This is a genomic window from Streptomyces cinereoruber (genome assembly GCF_009299385.1).
In the GTDB taxonomy this organism is placed as follows: domain Bacteria; phylum Actinomycetota; class Actinomycetes; order Streptomycetales; family Streptomycetaceae; genus Streptomyces; species Streptomyces bikiniensis.
Genome location: NZ_CP023693.1, coordinates 2,621,833 through 2,641,117 on the forward strand (window position 1 = coordinate 2,621,833; position 19,285 = coordinate 2,641,117).

The 19,285-nt window shown below is 71.1% G+C and carries 14 protein-coding genes; 2 read left to right on the forward strand and 12 right to left on the reverse strand.

Going from position 1 to position 19,285, the window contains the following annotated elements:
• Nucleotides 1-62 precede the first annotated feature (62 nt).
• From CP977_RS11670 to folC, 9 genes are all read right to left on the reverse strand, one after another.
• On the reverse strand, nt 63-1,571 hold the full coding sequence (locus tag CP977_RS11670) for a CYTH and CHAD domain-containing protein (protein WP_152370052.1): 1,509 nt from the start codon (nt 1,569-1,571) through the stop codon (nt 63-65).
• A 60-nt stretch (nt 1,572-1,631) separates the two neighbouring features.
• Nucleotides 1,632-2,831 (reverse strand): rod shape-determining protein RodA, encoded by a 1,200-nt coding sequence (rodA, locus tag CP977_RS11675; protein WP_062755696.1) that lies wholly within the window; start codon nt 2,829-2,831, stop codon nt 1,632-1,634.
• Nucleotides 2,832-2,835: 4 nt separating this feature from the next.
• On the reverse strand, nt 2,836-5,043 hold the full coding sequence (gene mrdA / locus CP977_RS11680) for a penicillin-binding protein 2 (protein WP_062755694.1): 2,208 nt from the start codon (nt 5,041-5,043) through the stop codon (nt 2,836-2,838).
• Between the two features lie 19 nt (nt 5,044-5,062).
• Nucleotides 5,063-5,731, reverse strand: coding sequence for a rod shape-determining protein MreD (mreD, locus tag CP977_RS11685; RefSeq protein ID WP_062755692.1), 669 nt, complete (start codon nt 5,729-5,731; stop codon nt 5,063-5,065).
• A complete protein-coding gene (gene mreC, locus CP977_RS11690; RefSeq protein WP_062755690.1) occupies nt 5,728-6,723 on the reverse strand; it encodes a rod shape-determining protein MreC in 996 nt (331 codons plus the stop codon). Before mreC ends, mreD begins: the two co-directional genes overlap by 4 nt.
• 118 nt (nt 6,724-6,841) lie before the next feature.
• Nucleotides 6,842-7,861, reverse strand: coding sequence for a rod shape-determining protein (locus tag CP977_RS11695; RefSeq protein ID WP_030211198.1), 1,020 nt, complete (start codon nt 7,859-7,861; stop codon nt 6,842-6,844).
• Between the two features lie 307 nt (nt 7,862-8,168).
• Complete coding sequence (gene ndk / locus CP977_RS11700) at nt 8,169-8,582, reverse strand: nucleoside-diphosphate kinase (RefSeq protein WP_109185942.1); 414 nt, start codon at nt 8,580-8,582, stop codon at nt 8,169-8,171.
• Between the two features lie 66 nt (nt 8,583-8,648).
• A complete protein-coding gene (locus CP977_RS11705; RefSeq protein WP_062755686.1) occupies nt 8,649-9,011 on the reverse strand; it encodes a DUF4233 domain-containing protein in 363 nt (120 codons plus the stop codon).
• A gap of 5 nt (nt 9,012-9,016) precedes the next feature.
• A complete protein-coding gene (gene folC, locus CP977_RS11710) occupies nt 9,017-10,546 on the reverse strand; it encodes a bifunctional tetrahydrofolate synthase/dihydrofolate synthase (protein ID WP_062755684.1) in 1,530 nt (509 codons plus the stop codon).
• 189 nt (nt 10,547-10,735) lie between these two features.
• Between folC and CP977_RS11715 the strand changes: the two genes are divergently transcribed.
• Nucleotides 10,736-13,321: a YfhO family protein gene (locus tag CP977_RS11715; protein ID WP_152370053.1), complete on the forward strand. Its 2,586-nt coding sequence runs from the start codon at nt 10,736-10,738 to the stop codon at nt 13,319-13,321.
• A gap of 86 nt (nt 13,322-13,407) precedes the next feature.
• On the opposite strand, the gene CP977_RS11720 is transcribed toward CP977_RS11715, so the two are convergent.
• Nucleotides 13,408-16,029 (reverse strand): valine--tRNA ligase, encoded by a 2,622-nt coding sequence (locus tag CP977_RS11720; protein WP_062755678.1) that lies wholly within the window; start codon nt 16,027-16,029, stop codon nt 13,408-13,410.
• 138 nt (nt 16,030-16,167) lie between these two features.
• Here CP977_RS11720 and CP977_RS11725 point away from each other — a divergent pair, with 138 nt between their 5' ends.
• On the forward strand, nt 16,168-17,094 hold the full coding sequence (locus CP977_RS11725) for a hypothetical protein (RefSeq protein ID WP_062755676.1): 927 nt from the start codon (nt 16,168-16,170) through the stop codon (nt 17,092-17,094).
• Between the two features lie 74 nt (nt 17,095-17,168).
• Here the strand turns inward: CP977_RS11725 and clpX are convergent, their stop codons facing one another.
• Complete coding sequence (gene clpX, locus CP977_RS11730; protein ID WP_030210686.1) at nt 17,169-18,452, reverse strand: ATP-dependent Clp protease ATP-binding subunit ClpX; 1,284 nt, start codon at nt 18,450-18,452, stop codon at nt 17,169-17,171.
• 173 nt (nt 18,453-18,625) lie between these two features.
• Entirely contained in the window at nt 18,626-19,285 is a 660-nt protein-coding gene (locus CP977_RS11735) for an ATP-dependent Clp protease proteolytic subunit (protein WP_121830265.1), read from the reverse strand.

Here is a 19,285-nt window from a genome sequence, read left to right on the forward strand (position 1 = left end):
GGGGCGACTCTCAAGCGTACCCCGGTGCCCGGCGGCCCCGAGCCGCCCCGGAACCCCCGGGCTCAGAGGGGGACGGCCCGGGCCCAGACCCCGGGCAGCCCGCGCTCGGCCGCGTCCGCCGCCGCCTCCTCCCTGCCGTACAGGAGTCCCCAGGTGAAGGCGGTCTCGCCGGCCGCGTGGGCCTGGACGGCGAGGTCGCGGAGGGTGGCGCGGGCGACCACGGCGTCCTGGTGCTCGCCGAGGAGGGACTGGACCTTCTTCACGCGTTCGGCGAACTTCTTCGCGGGCTTCCCGAGGGTGGGGCGGGCCGCGTCGGCGGCGTAGCGGGTGCGTTTGGCGGCCTTGCGGGCCTCGTGGAGGGCGAGGTCGCGTTCACGGCCGGGGGCGAGGGAGAGGGCGCGGTCGACGCGGGCGGCGAGCCGGGCGTGGTCCTTGCGGACGGCGCGGGCGAGGACCTTCGCGGCGTCGCGGCCGGCGGCCTCGCGCAGCGGCGGGTCGGCGAGGAGGGCGTCGAGGCGGTCGAGGAGGGCGAGGTACCGGTCGGAGTCGAGGGCGGCGACGGCCTTGCGCCGGGCGTCCTTGGTGCGGGCGGTGTCCCAGATCCGCAGCCGGGCCTTCACCGGGCCGAGGCGCAGGGGCCGGGGCGTGTCGGCGAGCCGGCCGCGCAGCCGTTCGACGAGCACCTCCTGGTCGCGGGCGACGCCCAGTTCGCCCGCGAGCCACTTGAGTTCGTCGCCGAGGGGGTCGGTGGCGTTCCGGTCGAGGACGGAGCGGTACGTCTTGAGGGCGCTGCGCAGGCGGCGGCAGGCGACGCGGAGCTGGTGCACGGCGTCGGGGAGGTCGCGGCGGACGGCGGGGTCGAGCGCGACGATCGCCTCGGCCTGTTCGCGTACGTAGGCGAGGACGACGGCTCCGGCGGTGCCGGGTGCGGCGGGCGGCGGGGCGTCGGGGAGGTCGTCGGGGCCGTGGTCCTCCGGGGTCGTCTCCGCGAGGGCCCTGGCCAGTTTGGAGGGGGCGTGCGCGGGGCGGATACCCGCCTTCCTGAGGCGCTTCTCGACGGCGTCGAGGATGCCGGGGTCCGCGTCGTCGGCGGCCTCGACCTCGATCTCGGTCCAGGAGGCCCGGGGGCCCTTCGGCAGGCGCCGGGCGCGGACGGTGTCGACGGAGAGTTCGGCGAGGAGGCCGCCGTCGGCGTCGAGGAGCCGGCGGACGTCGCGGGCGGAGCGGAGGCGGACGACGGGGACGACCTCGCCGCCGCGGACCCGGGAGCGCAGCAGGACCGCCAGGTCGGGCGGGAGGGTGTCGGAGAGGGGGGCCCTGATCTCGTCGCGGACGCCGACGGCGACGGGGAACTTCAGGTGCCAGCCCGCGTCCGGGCCGCCGGTGCGGCGGCGCAGGGTGATCGAGTCGGCGGCCAGGCGCAGGTCGGGGGTGTCGTGGTAGACGGCGTCGAGCTCCACGACGCCCTCGTCGGCGACGGTCGCGACGTCCCGGACCCGGGTGAGGTCCGGGACGTCGGTCCCCGCCGCGGCTTCGTACTTCCGCTCGATCTCGCGCTTCGTCTCGGCCATACCCCGCATCTAACCGCCGACGGGCCCGCTTACTCGGCCGAAGGGGCGGAAAGGCCGGTATCAGGCCGTCATCGGGCGCTGGACGCGGATCGACTGGAGGAGGCCGATGGCCACCCACACCGCGAACATGGACGAGCCGCCGTAGGAGACGAACGGCAGGGGCAGGCCCGCGACCGGCATGATGCCGAGGGTCATGCCGATGTTCTCGAAGGACTGGAAGGCGAACCAGGCGATGATCCCGGCGGCGACGATCGTGCCGTAGAGCTCGGTGGTCTCGCGGGCGATCCGGCAGGCCCGCCAGAGGACGATCCCGAGGAGGACGAGGATGAGGCCGGCACCGACGAAGCCCAGCTCCTCCCCCGCGACGGTGAAGATGAAGTCGGTCTGCTGCTCGGGCACGAACTGGCCGCTGGTCTGGTGCCCCTTGAAGAGACCCGCGCCGTACAGGCCGCCGGAGCCGATCGCGATGCGGGCCTGGTTGGTGTTGTAGCCGACGCCCGCCGGGTCGAGGTCGGGGTTGGCGAAGGCCGCGAAGCGGTTGATCTGGTACTCGTCGAGCATCCCGAGCGCGGTGACGAGGACCGCGCCGAGGACGCCCGCGCCGATCAGGCCGAGGACCCAGCGGTTGGACGCCCCGGAGGCGAGCAGCACGCCGAGGACGATGACCGCCATCACCATGACCGAGCCGAGGTCGGGCATCAGCATGACGATGCCCATGGGGAGGGCGGCGAGGACCAGGGCCTTGGCGACGGTGCCGTGGTCGGGGTGGATCTGGTCCCCCGCGTCGACCTTGGCCGCGAGCAGCATCGCCATGACCAGGATGATCGTGATCTTGACGAACTCGCTGGGCTGGAGGGAGAAGCCGCCGCCGATCACGATCCACGCGTGGGCGCCGTTGATGGTGGCGCCGAGGGGGGTGAGGACGGCGAGGATCAGCACGATGGAGATGCCGTAGAGGACCGGCACCGCGCCGCGCAGGGTGCGGTGGCCGAGCCAGATCGTGCCGACCATCAGGGCGAGGCCGATGCCGGTGTTGAGGAGGTGCCGGAAGAGGAAGTAGTACGGGTCGCCCTGGTTGAGCTGGGTGCGGCCCCGGGTGGCGGACCAGACGAGCAGGGAGCCGAGGAGGGAGAGCACGAGCGCCGAGAGCAGCATCGGCCAGTCGAGGCGGCGCAGGACCGAGTCGCGGGCGGTGAGCTTCACGAGCGGGCCGCGCCGGGGAGCGTACCGGGAGACGGAGAAGCTGGTGCGGGTCGTCATCGGGTCAGTCCCTCCAGACGGGCGGCGGTCCGGCGAGCGGCGGCTGTCCGTCGCCCTCCTGCGCGGGACCGTCGCTCTTCGCGGGGTCGGCCTTCTGCGACGCGGGATCGTACGGCTTGACCACGGGGGCGTCGATGGTGCCGTAGCGGTTGATCTTCGGCAGGGTCTTCTGGGGCTGGGGCAGCAGGGCCTTCTTGAGGTCCTGGTTGCCCTCGTCGTCCAGGCCGTAGAGGGCGTCGTAGATGTTGCGCACGGCGGGGCCGGAGGCGCCGGAGCCGGTGCCGCCCTGGGAGATCGTCATGACGATGGTGAAGTCGTCGGTGTAGGTGGCCAGCCAGGAGGTGGTCTGCTTGCCGTAGACCTGGGCGGTGCCGGTCTTGGCCCGCATGGGGATCTTGTCCTGGGGCCAGCCGCCGAACCGCCAGGCGGCGGTGCCGCCGGGCTCGACGACGGAGCGCAGGCCCTTGTCGAGGTCCCGGACGGTCTGGGCGCCGACCGGGAGCTTGCCGTGGGCCTTGGGCGCGATCTCCCGGACGCTCTTGCCGTCGGGGCTGATCACGGCCTTGCCGACGGAGGGGTCGTAGAGGGTGCCGCCGTTGGAGATGGCGGCGTAGATGGTGGCCATCTGGATGGGGGTGACGAGGACGTCGCCCTGGCCGATGGCGAAGTTGATGCTGTCGTAGGCCTTGAGCTGGTTGCCTTCGAGGCAGCTCTCGTAGGCGATCTGCTGGACGTAGGTGCCGCCCTTCTTGCCCTGCTTGCACCAGACGTCCTTGTTGGCCTCCCAGAAGCTCTGCTTCCACTGGCGGTCGGGGACGCGGCCCTTCACCTCGTTCGGCAGGTCGATGCCGGTCTCGGCGCCGAGTCCGAAGTCGCGGGCGGTGCGGTAGAACCAGTCCTTCGCGTCCTTGTTGGGCGTGATCCCGCCGTCGCGCTGCCACTCCTGGTGGCCGAGGGCGTAGAAGACGGTGTTGCAGGAGTACTTGAGGGCCTCGCCGAGGGTGATGGGGCCGTGTCCCTGGGACTCGAAGTTGGCGAAGCTCCGGCTGCCGAGGCTGTAGGAGCTGCTGCAGTTGTACCTGTCGTTGAAGTCGTGGCCGGCCCGCACGGCGGCGCTCGCCGAGATCACCTTGAAGATGGAGCCGGCGGCGGCCTGGCCCTGGATGGCGCGGTTGAGGAGCGGGTAGTTGGAGGCCTTGCTGGTGAGGGTGGAGTAGTCCTTGGCGGAGATGCCGCCGACCCAGGCGTTGGGGTCGTAGTCGGGCTGGGAGGCCATCGCGACGACGCGGCCGGTCCTGCTCTCCAGGACGACGACGGCGCCCGCGTCGGCCTCGTACTTCCGGCCGGTGATCTTGTCGGTCTCCTTCCGGACCTCCTTCATCGCCGCGTGGAGCTCGTACTCGGCGACGGCCTGGACGCGTGCGTCGATGCTGGTGACGAGGGTGGAGCCGGCCACGCCCGGGTCGGACTCGGCCTGTCCCATGACGCGGCCGAGGTTGTCGACCTCGTAGCGGGTGACGCCGGCCTTGCCCCGCAGCTCCTTGTCGTACGTGCGCTCGATGCCGGAGCGGCCGACCTGGTCGGAGCGGAGGAACGGCGAGTCGGTGTCCTTGGCCTTCTCGATCTCGGCGTCGGTGACGGGCGAGAGGTAGCCGAGGACCTGCGCGGTGCGCGCCTTGCCCGGCGCCGGGTAGCGGCGGACGGCGGTGGGCTCGGCGGTGATGCCGGGGAAGTTCTCCGAGCTCTCACGGATCGTCAGCGCCTGCTGGGTGGTGGCCTCGTCCGTGACGGGGATCGGCTGGTACGGGGAACCGTTCCAGCAGGGCTTGGGCGTCTTGGAGTCGCAGAGCCGGATCCTGTTCATGACGTCCTGCGGCTTCATGCCGAGGACGCCTGCGAGCCGGGTGAGGACCGCCTTGCCGTCGTCCTTCATCTTCATCAGCTCGGTGCGGGACGCGGAGACCACGAGGCGGGTCTCGTTGTCGGCGAGCGGGACGCCGCGGGCGTCCAGGATCGAGCCGCGGACGGCGGGCTGGACGACCTGCTGGACGTGGTTGTTCTTGGCCTCGTCCGTGTACTCCTTGCCGTTGCGGATCTGGATGTACCAGAGCCGGCCCCCCAGGGTGAGGAGCAGGGAGAAGACGAGGATCTGGATGACGACGAGCCGGATCTGGACCCGGGGGGTCCGGCCGGTCTCGGGGATGTTGCTCATGCTGCCTTGGCCCCCTCGGTCACAGTCGCTTGACTCCCTTGATGCGTCCGGCCCGTGAGGCCCGGTTCCGGGCGGCCTTCACGCGCAGGCCGCCGCGCTGGGCGCCGATGCTCAGGCCGGTGCCGGAGGAGAGCCAGCCGGAGGCGACGTCGGTTCCGGCGCCTCCGCCGGCGTCGGCGAGCGGGTCGTTGTCGGCGCGGCGGGCCAGGGCCATGATGAGCGGCACCGTGAAGGGCGCCAGGAGCAGGTCGTAGAGGGCCGCGGTGAACAGCAGGGAGGTCAGGCCGACGTGGCGGGCGGCGGTGTCGCCGACGAGGGCGCCGACGCCCGCGTAGAGGAGCGTGGAGCCGACGGCCGCGGCGACGACGACGGCCATGGGTCCCGCCGCGGAGGTGAGCCGGCCGTTCTCCGGGCGGGCCAGGCCGACGAGGTAGCCGACGAGGCAGAGCACGAGGGCGTAGCGGCCGGCGGCGTGGTCGGCGGGCGGGGCGAGGTCGGCGAGGAGGCCGGCGGTGAAGCCGATGAGGGCGCCGCTGACGTGTCCGTAGACGAGGGCGAGGCCGACGACGGTGAGGAGGACGAGGTCGGGGACGGCGCCGGGGAGCTGGAGGCGGGCGAGGACGGAGACCTGGACGACCAGGGCGACCACGATCAGGGCGGCGGAGAGGAGGATGCGGTTGAACTTCACGGTGTCGCGTCCCCCTGGTCCTGGCCCCGGTTCTGACCGGCCTGGTTCTCGTTCTGGTTCTGTGCCTGTTCCGGTTGTCCGCTGCCCGTCGGTTTCGGCGTGACGGTGACGGTGACGGTCGGCGCGGGCTTGGGCTTCTGCGGCAGGACGGCGTCGCGCGGGTCGGAGCGCGGGGCCTGGACGACGACGCCGACGATGTCGAGCTTGGTGAAGCCGACGTACGGGCGGACGTAGACGTTGCGGGTCAGGCCGCTGCCCGCCGGGTCGACGCGGACGATCTCGCCGACCGGGACGCCGGGCACGAAGGGCTTGTCGGCGCGCGAGCCGAAGGTGACGAGCCGGTCGCCGGGCTTCACCTTGGCCTTGCCGTTGAGGAGCTGGACGCGCAGCGGGCTGTCGCCCTGGCCGGTGGCGAAGCCGAGTTCGTCGCTCTTCTCCATGCGGGTGCCGACGGTGAAGTCGGGGTCGTTGGCGAGGAGGACGGTGGAGGTGGAGGGGCCGACGGTGGTGACGCGGCCGACGAGTCCGGCGCCGTTGAGCACCGTCATGTCCCGCCGGATGCCGTCGCGGGAGCCGATGTCGATGGTGACGGTCCAGGAGAAGCCCTGGGCGGCTCCTATGGCGATGACCTGGGCGCCCTTGATGCCGTACTGGCCGGCTCCGGCGGTCTTGAGCAGGGTGTCGAGCTCGTTCAGCCGGCTGCGGTTGCGGTCGTCGCTGCCGAGCCTCGCCTTGAGTTCGGCGTTCTCCTTCTCCAGGGCGGCGATCCGGGTGTGCCGTTCGCCGGAGTCCCGTACCGCTCCTATGGCGTTGCCGACGGGGTCGACGGCGGCGGCCACACCGTTCTCGACCGGTCCGAAGACCGCCGCCGCGGCCTGCCGGGCACCGTCGACGGGTGACTCCTGGCCGCCGCGGATGTCCACCGTGATCAGCGCGAACGCGATGGCGATCAGCAGTACCAGGAGCAGCCGGCTCTCTCGTGTGTCCCTCACGTGCGGCGGCCGTGCCTTTCCTCGTGGTTCGTCTGTTCCGTTGTTCCGTGGTGCACCGGGTGTGCCGGGGGGCCCGGGTCGGTGCGGTAGTTCTACCGCACCGACCCGGTCCGTGGTGCTAGCGGCGCGGCTGCGCGTCGAGGACCTGCTGGAGGGCCTCGAACTCCTCCACGCACTTGCCGGAGCCGAGCGCCACCGAGTCCAGCGGGTCCTCGGCGATGTGGATCGGCATGCCGGTCTCGTGGCGGAGCCGCTCGTCGAGGCCGCGCAGCAGGGCGCCGCCACCGGTGAGAACGATGCCGCGGTCCATGACGTCACCGGAGAGCTCCGGCGGGCACTTGTCGAGGGTGGTCTTCACGGCGTCGACGATCGCGTTGACCGGCTCCTCGATGGCCTTGCGGACCTCGGCGGCGGAGATGACCACGGTCTTGGGGAGGCCGGAGACGAGGTCGCGGCCGCGGATCTCGGTGTGCTCGTCCTTCTCCAGGTCGTAGGCGGAGCCGATGGTGATCTTGATCTGCTCGGCCGTGCGCTCGCCGAGGAGGAGCGAGTACTCCTTCTTGACGTGCTGGATGATCGCGTTGTCCAGCTCGTCGCCGGCGACCCGGATGGACTGTGCCGTGACGATTCCGCCGAGGGAGATGACGGCGACCTCGGTGGTGCCGCCGCCGATGTCCACGACCATGTTGCCGGTGGCCTCGTGGACGGGGAGGCCGGAGCCGATGGCCGCCGCCATGGGCTCCTCGATGATGTGCACCTGGCGGGCGCCGGCCTGGGTGGAGGCCTCGATGACGGCGCGGCGCTCGACTCCGGTGATGCCGGAGGGCACGCAGACGACGACCCGGGGGCGGGCCAGGTAGCGGCGCTTGTGGATCTTGAGGATGAAGTAGCGGAGCATCCGCTCGGTGATCTCGAAGTCGGCGATCACGCCGTCCTTGAGCGGGCGGACGGCGACGATGTTGCCGGGGGTCCGGCCGATCATCTTCTTCGCCTCGGCGCCGACCGCGAGGATGCCGCCGGTGTTGGTGTTGATGGCGACGACGGACGGCTCGTTCAGAACGATGCCTCGACCCCTGACGTACACCAGCGTGTTGGCGGTCCCGAGGTCGACAGCCATGTCACGGCCGATGAACGACATTGAGTTCCCCTTGATTTCCCATGGCTGAGAGTGGTGCGGCGTGGAGTTTTCCATCGTAGTGCTGCCCGCCCGGATGCCGCGCGGTGGTCCACCTCTGTACAGGTGACGGCAGGATGCGGCGATCCGTTCCCGGGATTGTCGTTCATATGCCTGGGGGCGACCGAATTCCTTCGGTCGCCCCAGCGGGATGGTGCGTTCGGCTGACGCCGGGTCAGGCGGGACCCGGAGCAGACGGGGTACGGGCCGGACGGAGTACGGGCCGGGCCGCGTACTGGTAGGGCCGCGTACGGGCCGGGCCGCGTACGGATCAGGCGAGGCCCGGGAAGAAGATCTTCAGCTCGCGGAGGGCCGACTCCTCGGAGTCCGAGGCGTGGATCAGGTTCTCGCGGACGATGGTGCCGAAGTCGCCCCGGATCGAGCCCGGCGCTGCGGCGATCGGGTCGGTCGGGCCGGCGAGCTGCCGGACGCCCTCGATGACCCGCTCGCCCTCGACCACGAGCGCGACGACGGGGCCGGAGGACATGAAGCCCATCAGCGGCTCGTAGAAGGGCTTGCCCTTGTGCTCGCCGTAGTGCTGCTCCAGCGTCTCCTGGTCCAGCTCGCGCAGCTCCAGGGCCGCGAGCGTCCAGCCGGCCTTGCGCTCGATGCGGCCGATGATCTCGCCGACCAGACCGCGGCGGACGGCGTCGGGCTTGAGCAGGACGAGCGTGCGCTGGCTCACGGGGGAACTCCTTCGGGAAAAGCGGTGTGCGGGCCTCCGAGGCTACAGGGCCCGCACGTGCCCCGATTACGCAGCGTCAGGCTCTGCCGGGCCCTGGGCGGCCTGGGCGGCCCAGCGGGCCTTGACCTCGTCCACCTGGCGGCCGTAGTGGACCGAGGCCCACCACAGGGCGGCGAAGGCCGCGCCGAGGAAGAACATGACCGGGACGAAGAAGCCGCTGGCGACCAGGCCGATCTGGAGGGCCCAGCCGAGCTGGACGCCGCCGGGCCGGGTGATCATCCCGCAGAGCAGGACCGAGAAGACCATGGCCACGCCGCAGACCCACCAGACGGTGGACATCGCGAGCGTGTCGTCCTTCATGGCGACGAGCCCGGCGAAGCCGATCACGAAGAACTCGCCGATGAGCGTCGAGGAACAGAGCGTGCGCATGGGTTTCAGCCCCTCTTGAGCAGCAGCCGGGCGTCGCCGACCGTGAAGATCGAACCGGTCACGAGGACACCCGCGCCGCCGTACTCGGCCTCTTCCTCCGCGAGGGTGATCGCCGCCTCGATGGCGTCGGGCAGCCGCGGCTCCACGACGACCCGGTCCTCGCCGAAGACCTCGACCGCGAGCGCGGCGAGCGCGTCCACGTCGGTGGAGCGGGGGTTGGAGTTCGTGGTGACCACGACCTCCGCGAGGATCGGCTCGAAGGCCTCCAGGACCCCCTTGGCGTCCTTGTCGGCGCTGGTGGCGACCACGCCGACGAGCCGGGAGAAGCCGAAGGCCTCGCTGATGCCCTCGGCGGTCGCCCGCGCGCCGTGCGGGTTGTGCGCGGCGTCCAGGACGACGGTCGGGGAGGAGCGGACGATCTCCAGGCGGCCGGGCGAGGCGACCCGCGCGAACGCCTGACGGACCGTGTCCACGTCGAGGGTGCGGGCGTGCTGCGCGCCGATGCCGAAGAAGGCCTCGACGGCGGCGAGCGCCACGGCCGCGTTGTGCGCCTGGTAGGCGCCGTGCAGCGGCAGGAAGACGTCCTCGTACTCGCCGCCGAGTCCGCGCAGGGTGAGGAGCTGGCCGCCGACCGCGACCTCGCGGGAGGCGACGCCGAACTCCATGCCCTCGCGGGCCACGGTGGCGTCCGCCTCGACGGCCTTCTTCAGGAGGACCTGGGCGGCGTCGACGGGCTGCTGGGCCAGGATGACGGTCGCGCCGGGCTTGATGATCCCGGACTTCTCGGCCGCGATCTCGGCGGGGGTCTCCCCGAGCCGGTCGGTGTGGTCGAGGTCGATGGGGGTGACGACGGCGACGGAGGCGTCGATGACGTTGGTGGCGTCCCAGGTGCCGCCCATGCCGACCTCGATCACGGCCACGTCGACCGGGGCGTCGGCGAAGGCCGCGTACGCCATGCCGGTGAGGACCTCGAAGAAGGAGAGGCGGTACTCCTCGCGGGCGTCGACAAGGTCCACGTACGGCGCGATGTCCCGGTACGTCTCGATGAACCGCTCGGCGGAGATCGGGGCGCCGTCGAGGCTGATGCGCTCGGTGATGGTCTGCACGTGCGGCGAGGTGTACCGGCCGGTGCGCAGCTCGAAGGCGCCGAGCAGGGCCTCGATCATGCGGGCCGTCGACGTCTTGCCGTTGGTGCCGGTGATGTGGATGGTCGGGTACGCGCGCTGCGGCTCGCCGAGGACGTCCATCAGGGCGGCGATGCGGGTGACCGAGGGCTCCAGCTTGGTCTCGCCCCAGCGGGTGGACAGCTCGGTCTCGACCTCGCGCAGCGCCTTGTCGAGCTCCGGGTCCTCGGGGCGGCTCGGCACGGGGTCGCCCTGGGGCGGTCCGGCCTGGGTGCGCAGGGTGCGGCTGCCGGCCTCGATCACCGCCAGGTCGGGATCGCGGTGGGTCTCGTTGTCGACGATCTCGTCGAAGGCGTCGGGGGCGCCGGTCGGGTCGTCGGGCGTGTCGGACGGGTCGCGGGGCTCACTCACGGGGCCAGTCTACGGAGCGGCTCCGGCGGGGCCGCGAACCCACCCCGTCCCGGCTCCCGGCCCTTGCGCCCCCGCGCTCCCGTCCGCGTCCGGGCACGGGGGCTTCACGAGTCGCCCACATATGATAATCGTCTGAGTTTCGGCCCCGTGGGGCGGCCGGACACGACCACCACACGGGACGACTTCACCATGACCGCTCCGATAGAGACCGCTCCGGACACACACGTCCCGGAGCGGCAGGACAGGGCTTCCGCGACGGGGGGACGACGGTTCGCCGACCGTCTGCGCGTCAGCGAGAAGGCGGCGGCACTGTCCGCCGCGATCCTGTCCATGACGGCCTTCTGCGTGGGCATGGCCGTCCACGGCACGTACCCCTTCGGGCCGAGCACGCGCGCGATGAACGACCTGCGCCACCAGTACGTGCCGTTCCACGCGCACCTGTGGGACCTCCAGCACGGAACGGCCCAGGGCGACCTGCTGTTCAACTGGCAGAGCGGCTTCGGCAACGGCTTCCTCGCGGAGTTCTTCACCTACCTGAGCAATCCGCTGTCCTGGATCACCGGGCTCTTCCCCCGCCAGTACGTCGACTTTCCGGTCTTCCTCGTCTCCCTCCTGAGCATCGGCCTCGCCGCGGCCGCCATGACGGTCTTCCTCGGCCGCCTGCGCCCCGGCTCACCCTGGCTGCGGGCCCTGCTCGCCACCGGCTACGCCGTCTGCGGCTGGACCGTGCTCGACGCGAGCATCGTCCCCATGTGGATGACCGGCCTCGTCGCGCTGCCGCTGCTCTGCATCGCCGTCGACGACTGCCTGAAGGGCCGCCGCTGGGTCCTGGGCGTCCTCCTGTTCGCCCTGTGCTGGTTCGCGAACTTCTACAGCGCCGCGATGGCCACCCTCGGCGCGGCGCTCGTCCTCCTGCTCCGGCTGCTCCTGAGCGACACCGGTTGGCGCACCCGCCTCCGCGTCCTGGGCCGGGCCGCCGGCACGGCCACCACCGGACTCCTGCTCGCCGCCCCCGCGATCATCGTCCCCGGTCTGGCCAACAAGCAGTCGCAGCCCACCACGAGCTACGTCGTCGACGTGAGCACCGGCCCCCTCACCTACCTGGGGCTCTTCCTCCCCGGCAGCGTCCCCGAGCCCGCCGCGCCCAACGTCTTCACCGGCGTCCTCGTCCTCCTGCTCGTCCTCGCCCTCCCGTTCCAGAACCGGGTCCGGGGCCGGGAGCGCGCCGCCTGGCTCGCGCTGATCGTCCTGACGGCCCTCTCCTTCGTCTTCACGCCCACCGCCAAGGTGTGGCAGGGGTTCACGCTCCCCCACGGCGCGCCCTTCCGGGAGAGCTTCGTCCTCAGCGGACTCCTCGTCATGGCCGCGTGGATCTGTCTGGCCCACGCCCCCAGGCCGCGGGCGCTGCTCGGCGGCGGGGCGCTCCTGGCCGGCCTGGTGCTCCTCACCCACTCGGCCCAGCCCGTCAGCTCGTACGCCCTCAAGGGCACGGTGATCGGCGGCGTGGTCGTCGGGGCGCTGCTCCTGCTCCACGCGCGCGACCTGCGCCCCGGGGGCCGGGCCCTCGTGGTCCTGTCGCTCGCCCTGTCGGTCCTCGCGACCACGGCGTACGCGGTCTACGGCGTCCAGGTGGTCTTCGACACGGCCCGCCGTTCGTACAACACGACCACCACCACGAGCCTGCTGACCAAGAACGTGAACCGGGCCGCGGTCGAGAACGGGAACTGGCCGGAGTCCCGCGTCGGCGTCGCCCCCTCGCTCTACGTCACCAACAACGACCCCATGCTCCTCGGCGTCCAGAGCGGCGGCTACTACAGCAGCTACGTCACCAAGGAGGCCGCCACCGGCCTGCGCGAACTGGGCATCGGTTACGCGATGGGCGGGCGCAACCTGTGGATCCCCCGGGACCCGTACCTCAACGCCCTGATGGGCGTGGGCACCCTCCTGGACCGGGCGGGCGGCGCTCGGATCACCGCGCGTTCCGTCCCCAGCGTGCCGCTGGTCAGCCTCCGCGCCCCCGGCAGCGACCAGGCGTACGGCGCTCCGGCCGGTTCGGTCTGGGCCGACCGCCACGCGGCGCTGGGCGCGCAGGTGTACACCGTGCCCGAGTTCCAGTACGTCAAGGGCCCGGTGGCCGTGCGCGGCGCGAACGGCTGGCAGCTCAGCCCCCGCGAGAAGGGGAAGGCGTGGTCCGGTTTCACCGCCCGCTGCGCCCCCGGTGACGAGGCGTACCTGTACGCGCCCGCCCTCTCCGGCCTGTCCGTGGCCACCGGCTCCAAGCCCATGAGCAACAGCGGTCGGCCGCCGGCCGTCGTGAGCCCGGTGAACCCGCTGGGCAAGGTCCCGGCGGACGGGAAGCTGGAGTTCGCGATCGGCGCGTCGCGACCGGGCCAGGTGCTGCCGTACGACGCCGTCGGCTGCATGGACCCGAAGAAGTTCCAGGACGCCGTACGGGCCCTGCGCGCCTCGGCGCCCGTGAACCCGTCCGTCGGCGGCCACTCGGTCGCGGCGGAGCTGCCGAAGGGCTCCACCGGAACCGTCGTCGTGGCGACCCCCGCCATCCAGGGCTGGTCCTGCTCCGTCGACGGCGGCGCGGCGCGTCCGCCGGTCTCCCACCGAGGCCTGCTCGGCGTCCCGCTCGGATCGGGCGCCGACCGCTTCGCCTGCTCGTACACCCCGCCGGGCCTGAAGGCCGGCCTCGGCGGCACGGGAGCCGGCGTCCTGGTCCTCGCCGGGGTGCTGGTCGCCGGAGCCGTCCGGCGCCGCCGGGCCTGACCCGGCGACGGGCCGGACCACGAAGAAGGCTCCCGCTCCGGAGGAATCCGGGGCGGGAGCCTTTCCCGTGGTGCCGTGCCGGGCCGTCAGGCCTGCGGCAGGTTCGCCAACTGGGCCTGGATGCGGGCGATGTCCTCGTCCGCCTTGGCGAGGCGGGTGCGGATCTTCTCGACCACGTTGTCCGGGGCCTTCGCCAGGAACGCCTCGTTGCCGAGCTTGCCGTTGGCCTGGGCCTTCTCCTTCTCGGCCGCCGCGAGGTCCTTCGTGAGGCGCTTGCGCTCCGCCTCCACGTCGATCGTGCCCGACAGGTCGAGCGCGACCGTGGCCCCGGCGACCGGCAGGGAGGCGGTGGCGGAGAAGCCCTCGCCCTCCGGCTGGAGGCGCAGGATCTGACGGATGGCGGGCTCGTGCGGGGCGAGCGCGGTGCCGGCGAGCTCCAGGCGGGCGGGGACCTTCTGGGCGTCCTGGAGGCCCTGCTCCTTGCGGAACCGGCGGACCTCGGTGACGACCCGCTGGACCAGCGCGATCTCCTGCTCGGCGGCGGCGTCGCGGAAGCCGCTGTCCTTCGGCCAGTCGGCGATGACGACGGACTCGCCGCCGGTCAGCGTGGTCCACAGCGTCTCGGTGACGAACGGGACCACCGGGTGCAGCAGGCGCAGCATGACGTCCAGGACCTCGCCGAGGACCCGGCCGGAGACCCGGGCGCCGTCGCCGCCGGCGAAGAAGGTCGTCTTCGACAGCTCGACGTACCAGTCGAAGACCTCGTCCCACGCGAAGTGGTACAGGGCGTCCGACAGCTTGGAGAACTGGTAGTCGTCGTAGAACGCGTCGACCTCGGCGACCGTCTTGTTGAGCCGCGACAGGATCCAGCGGTCCGTGGCGGACATCTCCGACGGGTCGGGCAGCTCGCCCTCGACCGTGGCGCCGTTCATCAGCGCGAAGCGCGTGGCGTTCCAGATCTTGTTGGCGAACTTGCTGGAGGCCTGGACCCACTCCTCGCCGATCGGGACGTCGACGCCGGGGTTCGCGCCGCGGGCCAGGGTGAAGCGGACGGCGTCGGAGCCGTAGGCGTCCATCCAGTCCAGCGGGTTGACCACGTTGCCGAAGGACTTCGACATCTTCTTGCCGTTCTGGTCACGGACCATGCCGTGCAGGGCGATGGTGTGGAACGGCGGGGTGCCGTCCATCGCGTACAGGCCGAACATCATCATCCGGGCGACCCAGAAGAAGAGGATGTCGTAGCCGGTGAGCAGGACGGAGTTCGGATAGAACTTCTCCAGGCTCTCGGTCCGCTCCGGCCAGCCGAGCGTGGAGAACGGCCACAGGCCGGAGGAGAACCAGGTGTCGAGGACGTCGGTGTCCTGGTGCCAGCCCTCGCCGGCCGGCGGCTGCTCGTCGGGTCCGACGCAGACGACCTCGCCGTTCGGGCCGTACCAGACGGGGATGCGGTGGCCCCACCACAGCTGGCGCGAGATGCACCAGTCGTGCAGGTTGTCGACCCAGTCGAAGTACCGCTTCTCCATCTCCTGCGGGTGGATCGTGACCTTGCCGTCGCGGACCGCGTCGCCGGCGGCCTTCGCGAGCGGGCCGACCTTGACCCACCACTGCATCGACAGGCGCGGCTCGATGGTGGTCTTGCAGCGCGAGCAGTGGCCGACGGAGTGGGTGTACGGACGCTTCTCGGCGACGATCCGGCCCTCGGCGCGCAGCGCGGCGACGATGGCGGAGCGGGCCTCCAGGCGGTCCAGGCCCTGGAAGGGGCCGTGGGCGGTGATGACCGCGCGCTCGTCCATGACGGCGAGGTTCGGCAGGTCGTGGCGCCGGCCGATCTCGAAGTCGTTCGGGTCGTGCGCCGGGGTCACCTTGACGGCGCCGGTGCCGAACTCGGGATCGACGTGGGTGTCGGCGACGACCGGGATCGTACGGTCGGTCAGCGGCAGCTTGATCTGCTTGCCGACCAGGTGCTTGTACCGCTCGTCGTCGGGGTGGACGGCGACGGCCGTGTCGCCGAGCATCGTCTCGGCCCGGGTGGTGGCGACGACCAGGGAGTCCTCGCCCTCGCCGTACCGGATGGAGACGAGCTCGCCGTCGTCGTCCTGGTACTCGACCTCGATGTCGGAGATCGCGGTCAAGCAGCGCGGGCACCAGTTGATGATGCGCTCGGCGCGGTAGATCAGCTCGTCGTCGTAGAGCTTCTTGAAGATGGTCTGGACGGCCTGCGAGAGGCCCTCGTCCATGGTGAAGCGCTCGCGGGACCAGGCGACGCCGTCGCCCAGGCGCTTCATCTGGCCGGAGATCTGGCCGCCGGACTCGGCCTTCCACTGCCAGACGCGCTCGACGAACGCCTCGCGGCCCAGGTCGTGGCGGGACTTGCCCTCCTTGGCCAGCTCGCGCTCGACGACGTTCTGGGTGGCGATGCCGGCGTGGTCCATGCCGGGCTGCCACAGCGTCTCGTACCCCTGCATCCGCTTGCGGCGGGTGAGGGCGTCGATCAGCGTGTGCTCGAAGGCGTGGCCCAGGTGGAGCGATCCGGTGACGTTCGGCGGCGGGATGACGATCGTGTACGGCGGCTTCTCGCTCTTCGCGTCCGCCTCGAAGTACCCGCGCTCCACCCAGCGCTCGTACAGCGGCCCCTCTACCTCGGCCGGCGCGTACTGGGTCGGCAGTTCGGTGGTGGGCGCTGTCTGCTGCTGAGTGTTCTCGGTCACGGGGCCAGTTTAGAGGTGTCGCGACCCTGTACTGAAACGCTTTGGTTCGGTAACGGTGTGGCCCCCGCCGCACCGAGTGTCCGACGGTTCCGCCAGGATGTTCGGCAGGCATAAACATCCTGTGAGGGGAACCTGTCCATGAGTTACAACCAGCCGGGCCCGTACGGCCAGCAGCAGCCCGGGCCGTACGGTCAGCCGGGTCCCTACGGTCAGCCGCAGCAGCCGGGGCCGTACGGGTCCCAGCCCGGCTACGGGTACCCCCAGCAGGCCCCGCAGGGCGTCCCGCCGCAGCAGGCGGGCCCGTACGGCTACCCGCAGCAGCCCGGCCCGTACGGCCAGCAGCCCCCGTACGGCGGCCCCCAGGGCCCCGGCGGCTTCCCGCCGCCCCCGCCGGCCCCCAAGAAGTCCAAGGCGGGCTGGATCGTCGGCGCGGTGGCCGTGGTGGCGGCGATCTCCGTGGGCGCGTACTTCGTGTTCGGCGGCGGAGGTTCCTCGGTCGCGAACGACGGCCCGCACAAGCTGATCACCCCGGAGACGGTGCTCGGCGAGTACGAGAAGACCCCCGGACAGAACGAGTCGTCCGAGAAGAGCGCCCTGGACGGGCTCCGGGAGGACGGCGTCAAGAACGCCAAGAAGGTCGAGGCCTCCTACGAGTTCAAGAACGAGGCCAACCCCCTCGCGGGCAAGATGCTCTCCTTCGGCGGCCTCTACGGCGAGATCGAGGACCCCGAGAAGACCGTCGACCTCGCCTTCGCGGGCATCAAGGCCGAGACCGAGAAGAACGCGGGCAAGCCCAACGCGCCCCGCATGGAGGGCGAACCGCGGGAGTACACGCCGGAGGGGCTCGACGGCGCGGTCCTGAAGTGCCAGCAGGCCAAGATGAAGACCGGGGAGAAGACCATGCCCGAGGTCACCATCACGATGTGCGTCTGGGCCGACCACAGCACCGCGGCCGTGGTGATGCCGATCGACATGGCCTCCATGCTGACCGGCGCGGGCTCCTCCGCCGACGAGGCCGCCGCCACCACCGCCAAGCTCCGCAAGGAGATCCGCGTCAAGCTCTGACGCGGCACAGCAGTACGTACGGAAGGGGCGCCCCACCGGTCCGGTGGGGCGCCCCTTCCGTATGCGTACGGCCGTCAGGCCGACTTCTCGTGCCTGCCGTCGTTCTTCACGATCCGCGGGACCAGCGTCGGGTTGACGTTGTCGCGGACCACGTCGGCCGTGATGACGACCCGGGCCACGTCCTTGCGGGACGGCACCTCGTACATCACCGACTGGAGGACCTCCTCCATGATGGCGCGCAGACCGCGCGCGCCGGTGCCGCGGAGGATCGCCTGGTCGGCGATGGCCTCCAGGGCGGGGCGGTCGAAGTCCAGCTCCACGCCGTCGAGTTCGAAGAGGCGCTGGTACTGCTTCACCAGCGCGTTGCGCGGCTCGACCAGGATCTGGAGGAGCGCCTCGCGGTCCAGGTTGTGGACGGAGGTGAGGACGGGGAGACGGCCGATGAACTCGGGGATCATCCCGAACTTCACCAGGTCCTCCGGCATGACCTCCTGGAACTGGTCGCTCGCCTCGATCTCGCGCTTGGAGCGGATGGTCGCCCCGAAGCCGATGCCCTTGGCGCCCGCCCGCGACTCGATGATCTTCTCCAGGCCGGCGAAGGCGCCGCCCACGATGAAGAGCACGTTCGTCGTGTCGATCTGGATGAACTCCTGGTGGGGGTGCTTCCGGCCCCCCTGCGGCGGTACGGAGGCGGTGGTGCCCTCCAGGATCTTCAACAGGGCCTGCTGCACGCCCTCGCCGGAGACGTCCCGGGTGATCGACGGGTTCTCGCTCTTGCGGGCGACCTTGTCGATCTCGTCGATGTAGATGATCCCGGTCTCGGCCTTCTTGACGTCGTAGTCGGCCGCCTGGATCAGCTTCAGCAGGATGTTCTCGACGTCCTCGCCGACGTAGCCGGCCTCCGTGAGCGCCGTCGCGTCGGCGATGGCGAACGGGACGTTGAGCATGCGGGCCAGGGTCTGCGCGAGCAGCGTCTTCCCGGAGCCCGTGGGGCCGAGCAGCAGAATGTTGGACTTCGCCAGTTCGATGGCGTCGTCACGGCCCTGCGCGCCGCCGTTCTCGCCGGCCTGGACGCGCTTGTAGTGGTTGTACACCGCGACCGAGAGGGCCTTCTTCGCGGGCTCCTGCCCGACGACGTACCCCTCCAGGAACTCGTAGATCTCGCGGGGCTTGGGAAGTTCCTCCCAGCGCACCTCGCTCGTCTCCGCGAGTTCCTCCTCGATGATCTCGTTGCAGAGGTCGATGCACTCGTCGCAGATGTACACACCGGGTCCCGCGATGAGCTTCTTCACCTGCTTCTGGCTCTTTCCGCAGAACGAGCACTTGAGCAGGTCGCCGCCATCACCGATGCGTGCCACGAGGTGCTTCCCCTTCGCCTGGGAGTCGCTTGGTTCGGCAACTCCTGGTGCCTCATATTCGACGGTACCTTGCCGGGCCCCCCGTTCGGGCCCCCCTTGGCACGGTTCACACGGTCGCGATTCGGCCACGAGGCCGCCGGTCCGTGGTCACCGTGCCAGGGGAAGGTCGAGCGTCAGACCGCGGCGGCCGTGCTCTTGCGGGTCGAGACGATCTGGTCGACCAGGCCGTACGCGAGGGCGTCCTCGGCGGTCAGGATCTTGTCGCGCTCGATGTCGTCGCGGATCTTCTCGATCGGGGTCGAGGAGTGCTTGGCCAGCATCTCCTCCAGCTGGCTGCGCATCCGCAGGATCTCGTTGGCCGCGATCTCCAGGTCGGAGAGCTGCTCGCGGCCGGTGCCGCCGGAGGGCTGGTGGATCAGCACGCGGGCGTTCGGCAGGGCCATCCGCTTGCCGGGGGTGCCGGCGGCGAGCAGCACGGCCGCGGCGGAGGCCGCCTGGCCCATGCAGACCGTCTGGATGTCGGGCTTCACGAACTGCATCGTGTCGTAGATCGCCGTCAGCGCCGTGAAGGAGCCGCCGGGGCTGTTGATGTAGATCGAGATGTCGCGGTCCGGGTCCATCGACTCCAGGCACAGGAGCTGCGCCATGACGTCGTTGGCGGAGGCGTCGTCGATCTGCACGCCGAGGAAGATCACGCGCTCCTCGAACAGCTTCGCGTACGGGTCGTACTCGCGCACGCCCTGCGAGGTGCGCTCCACGAAGCGCGGCACGACGTAGCGGTTGTCCATCGGCGCGCCGGTGTAGAGGCCGCTCGGGGAGAGGTTGTTCTGCAT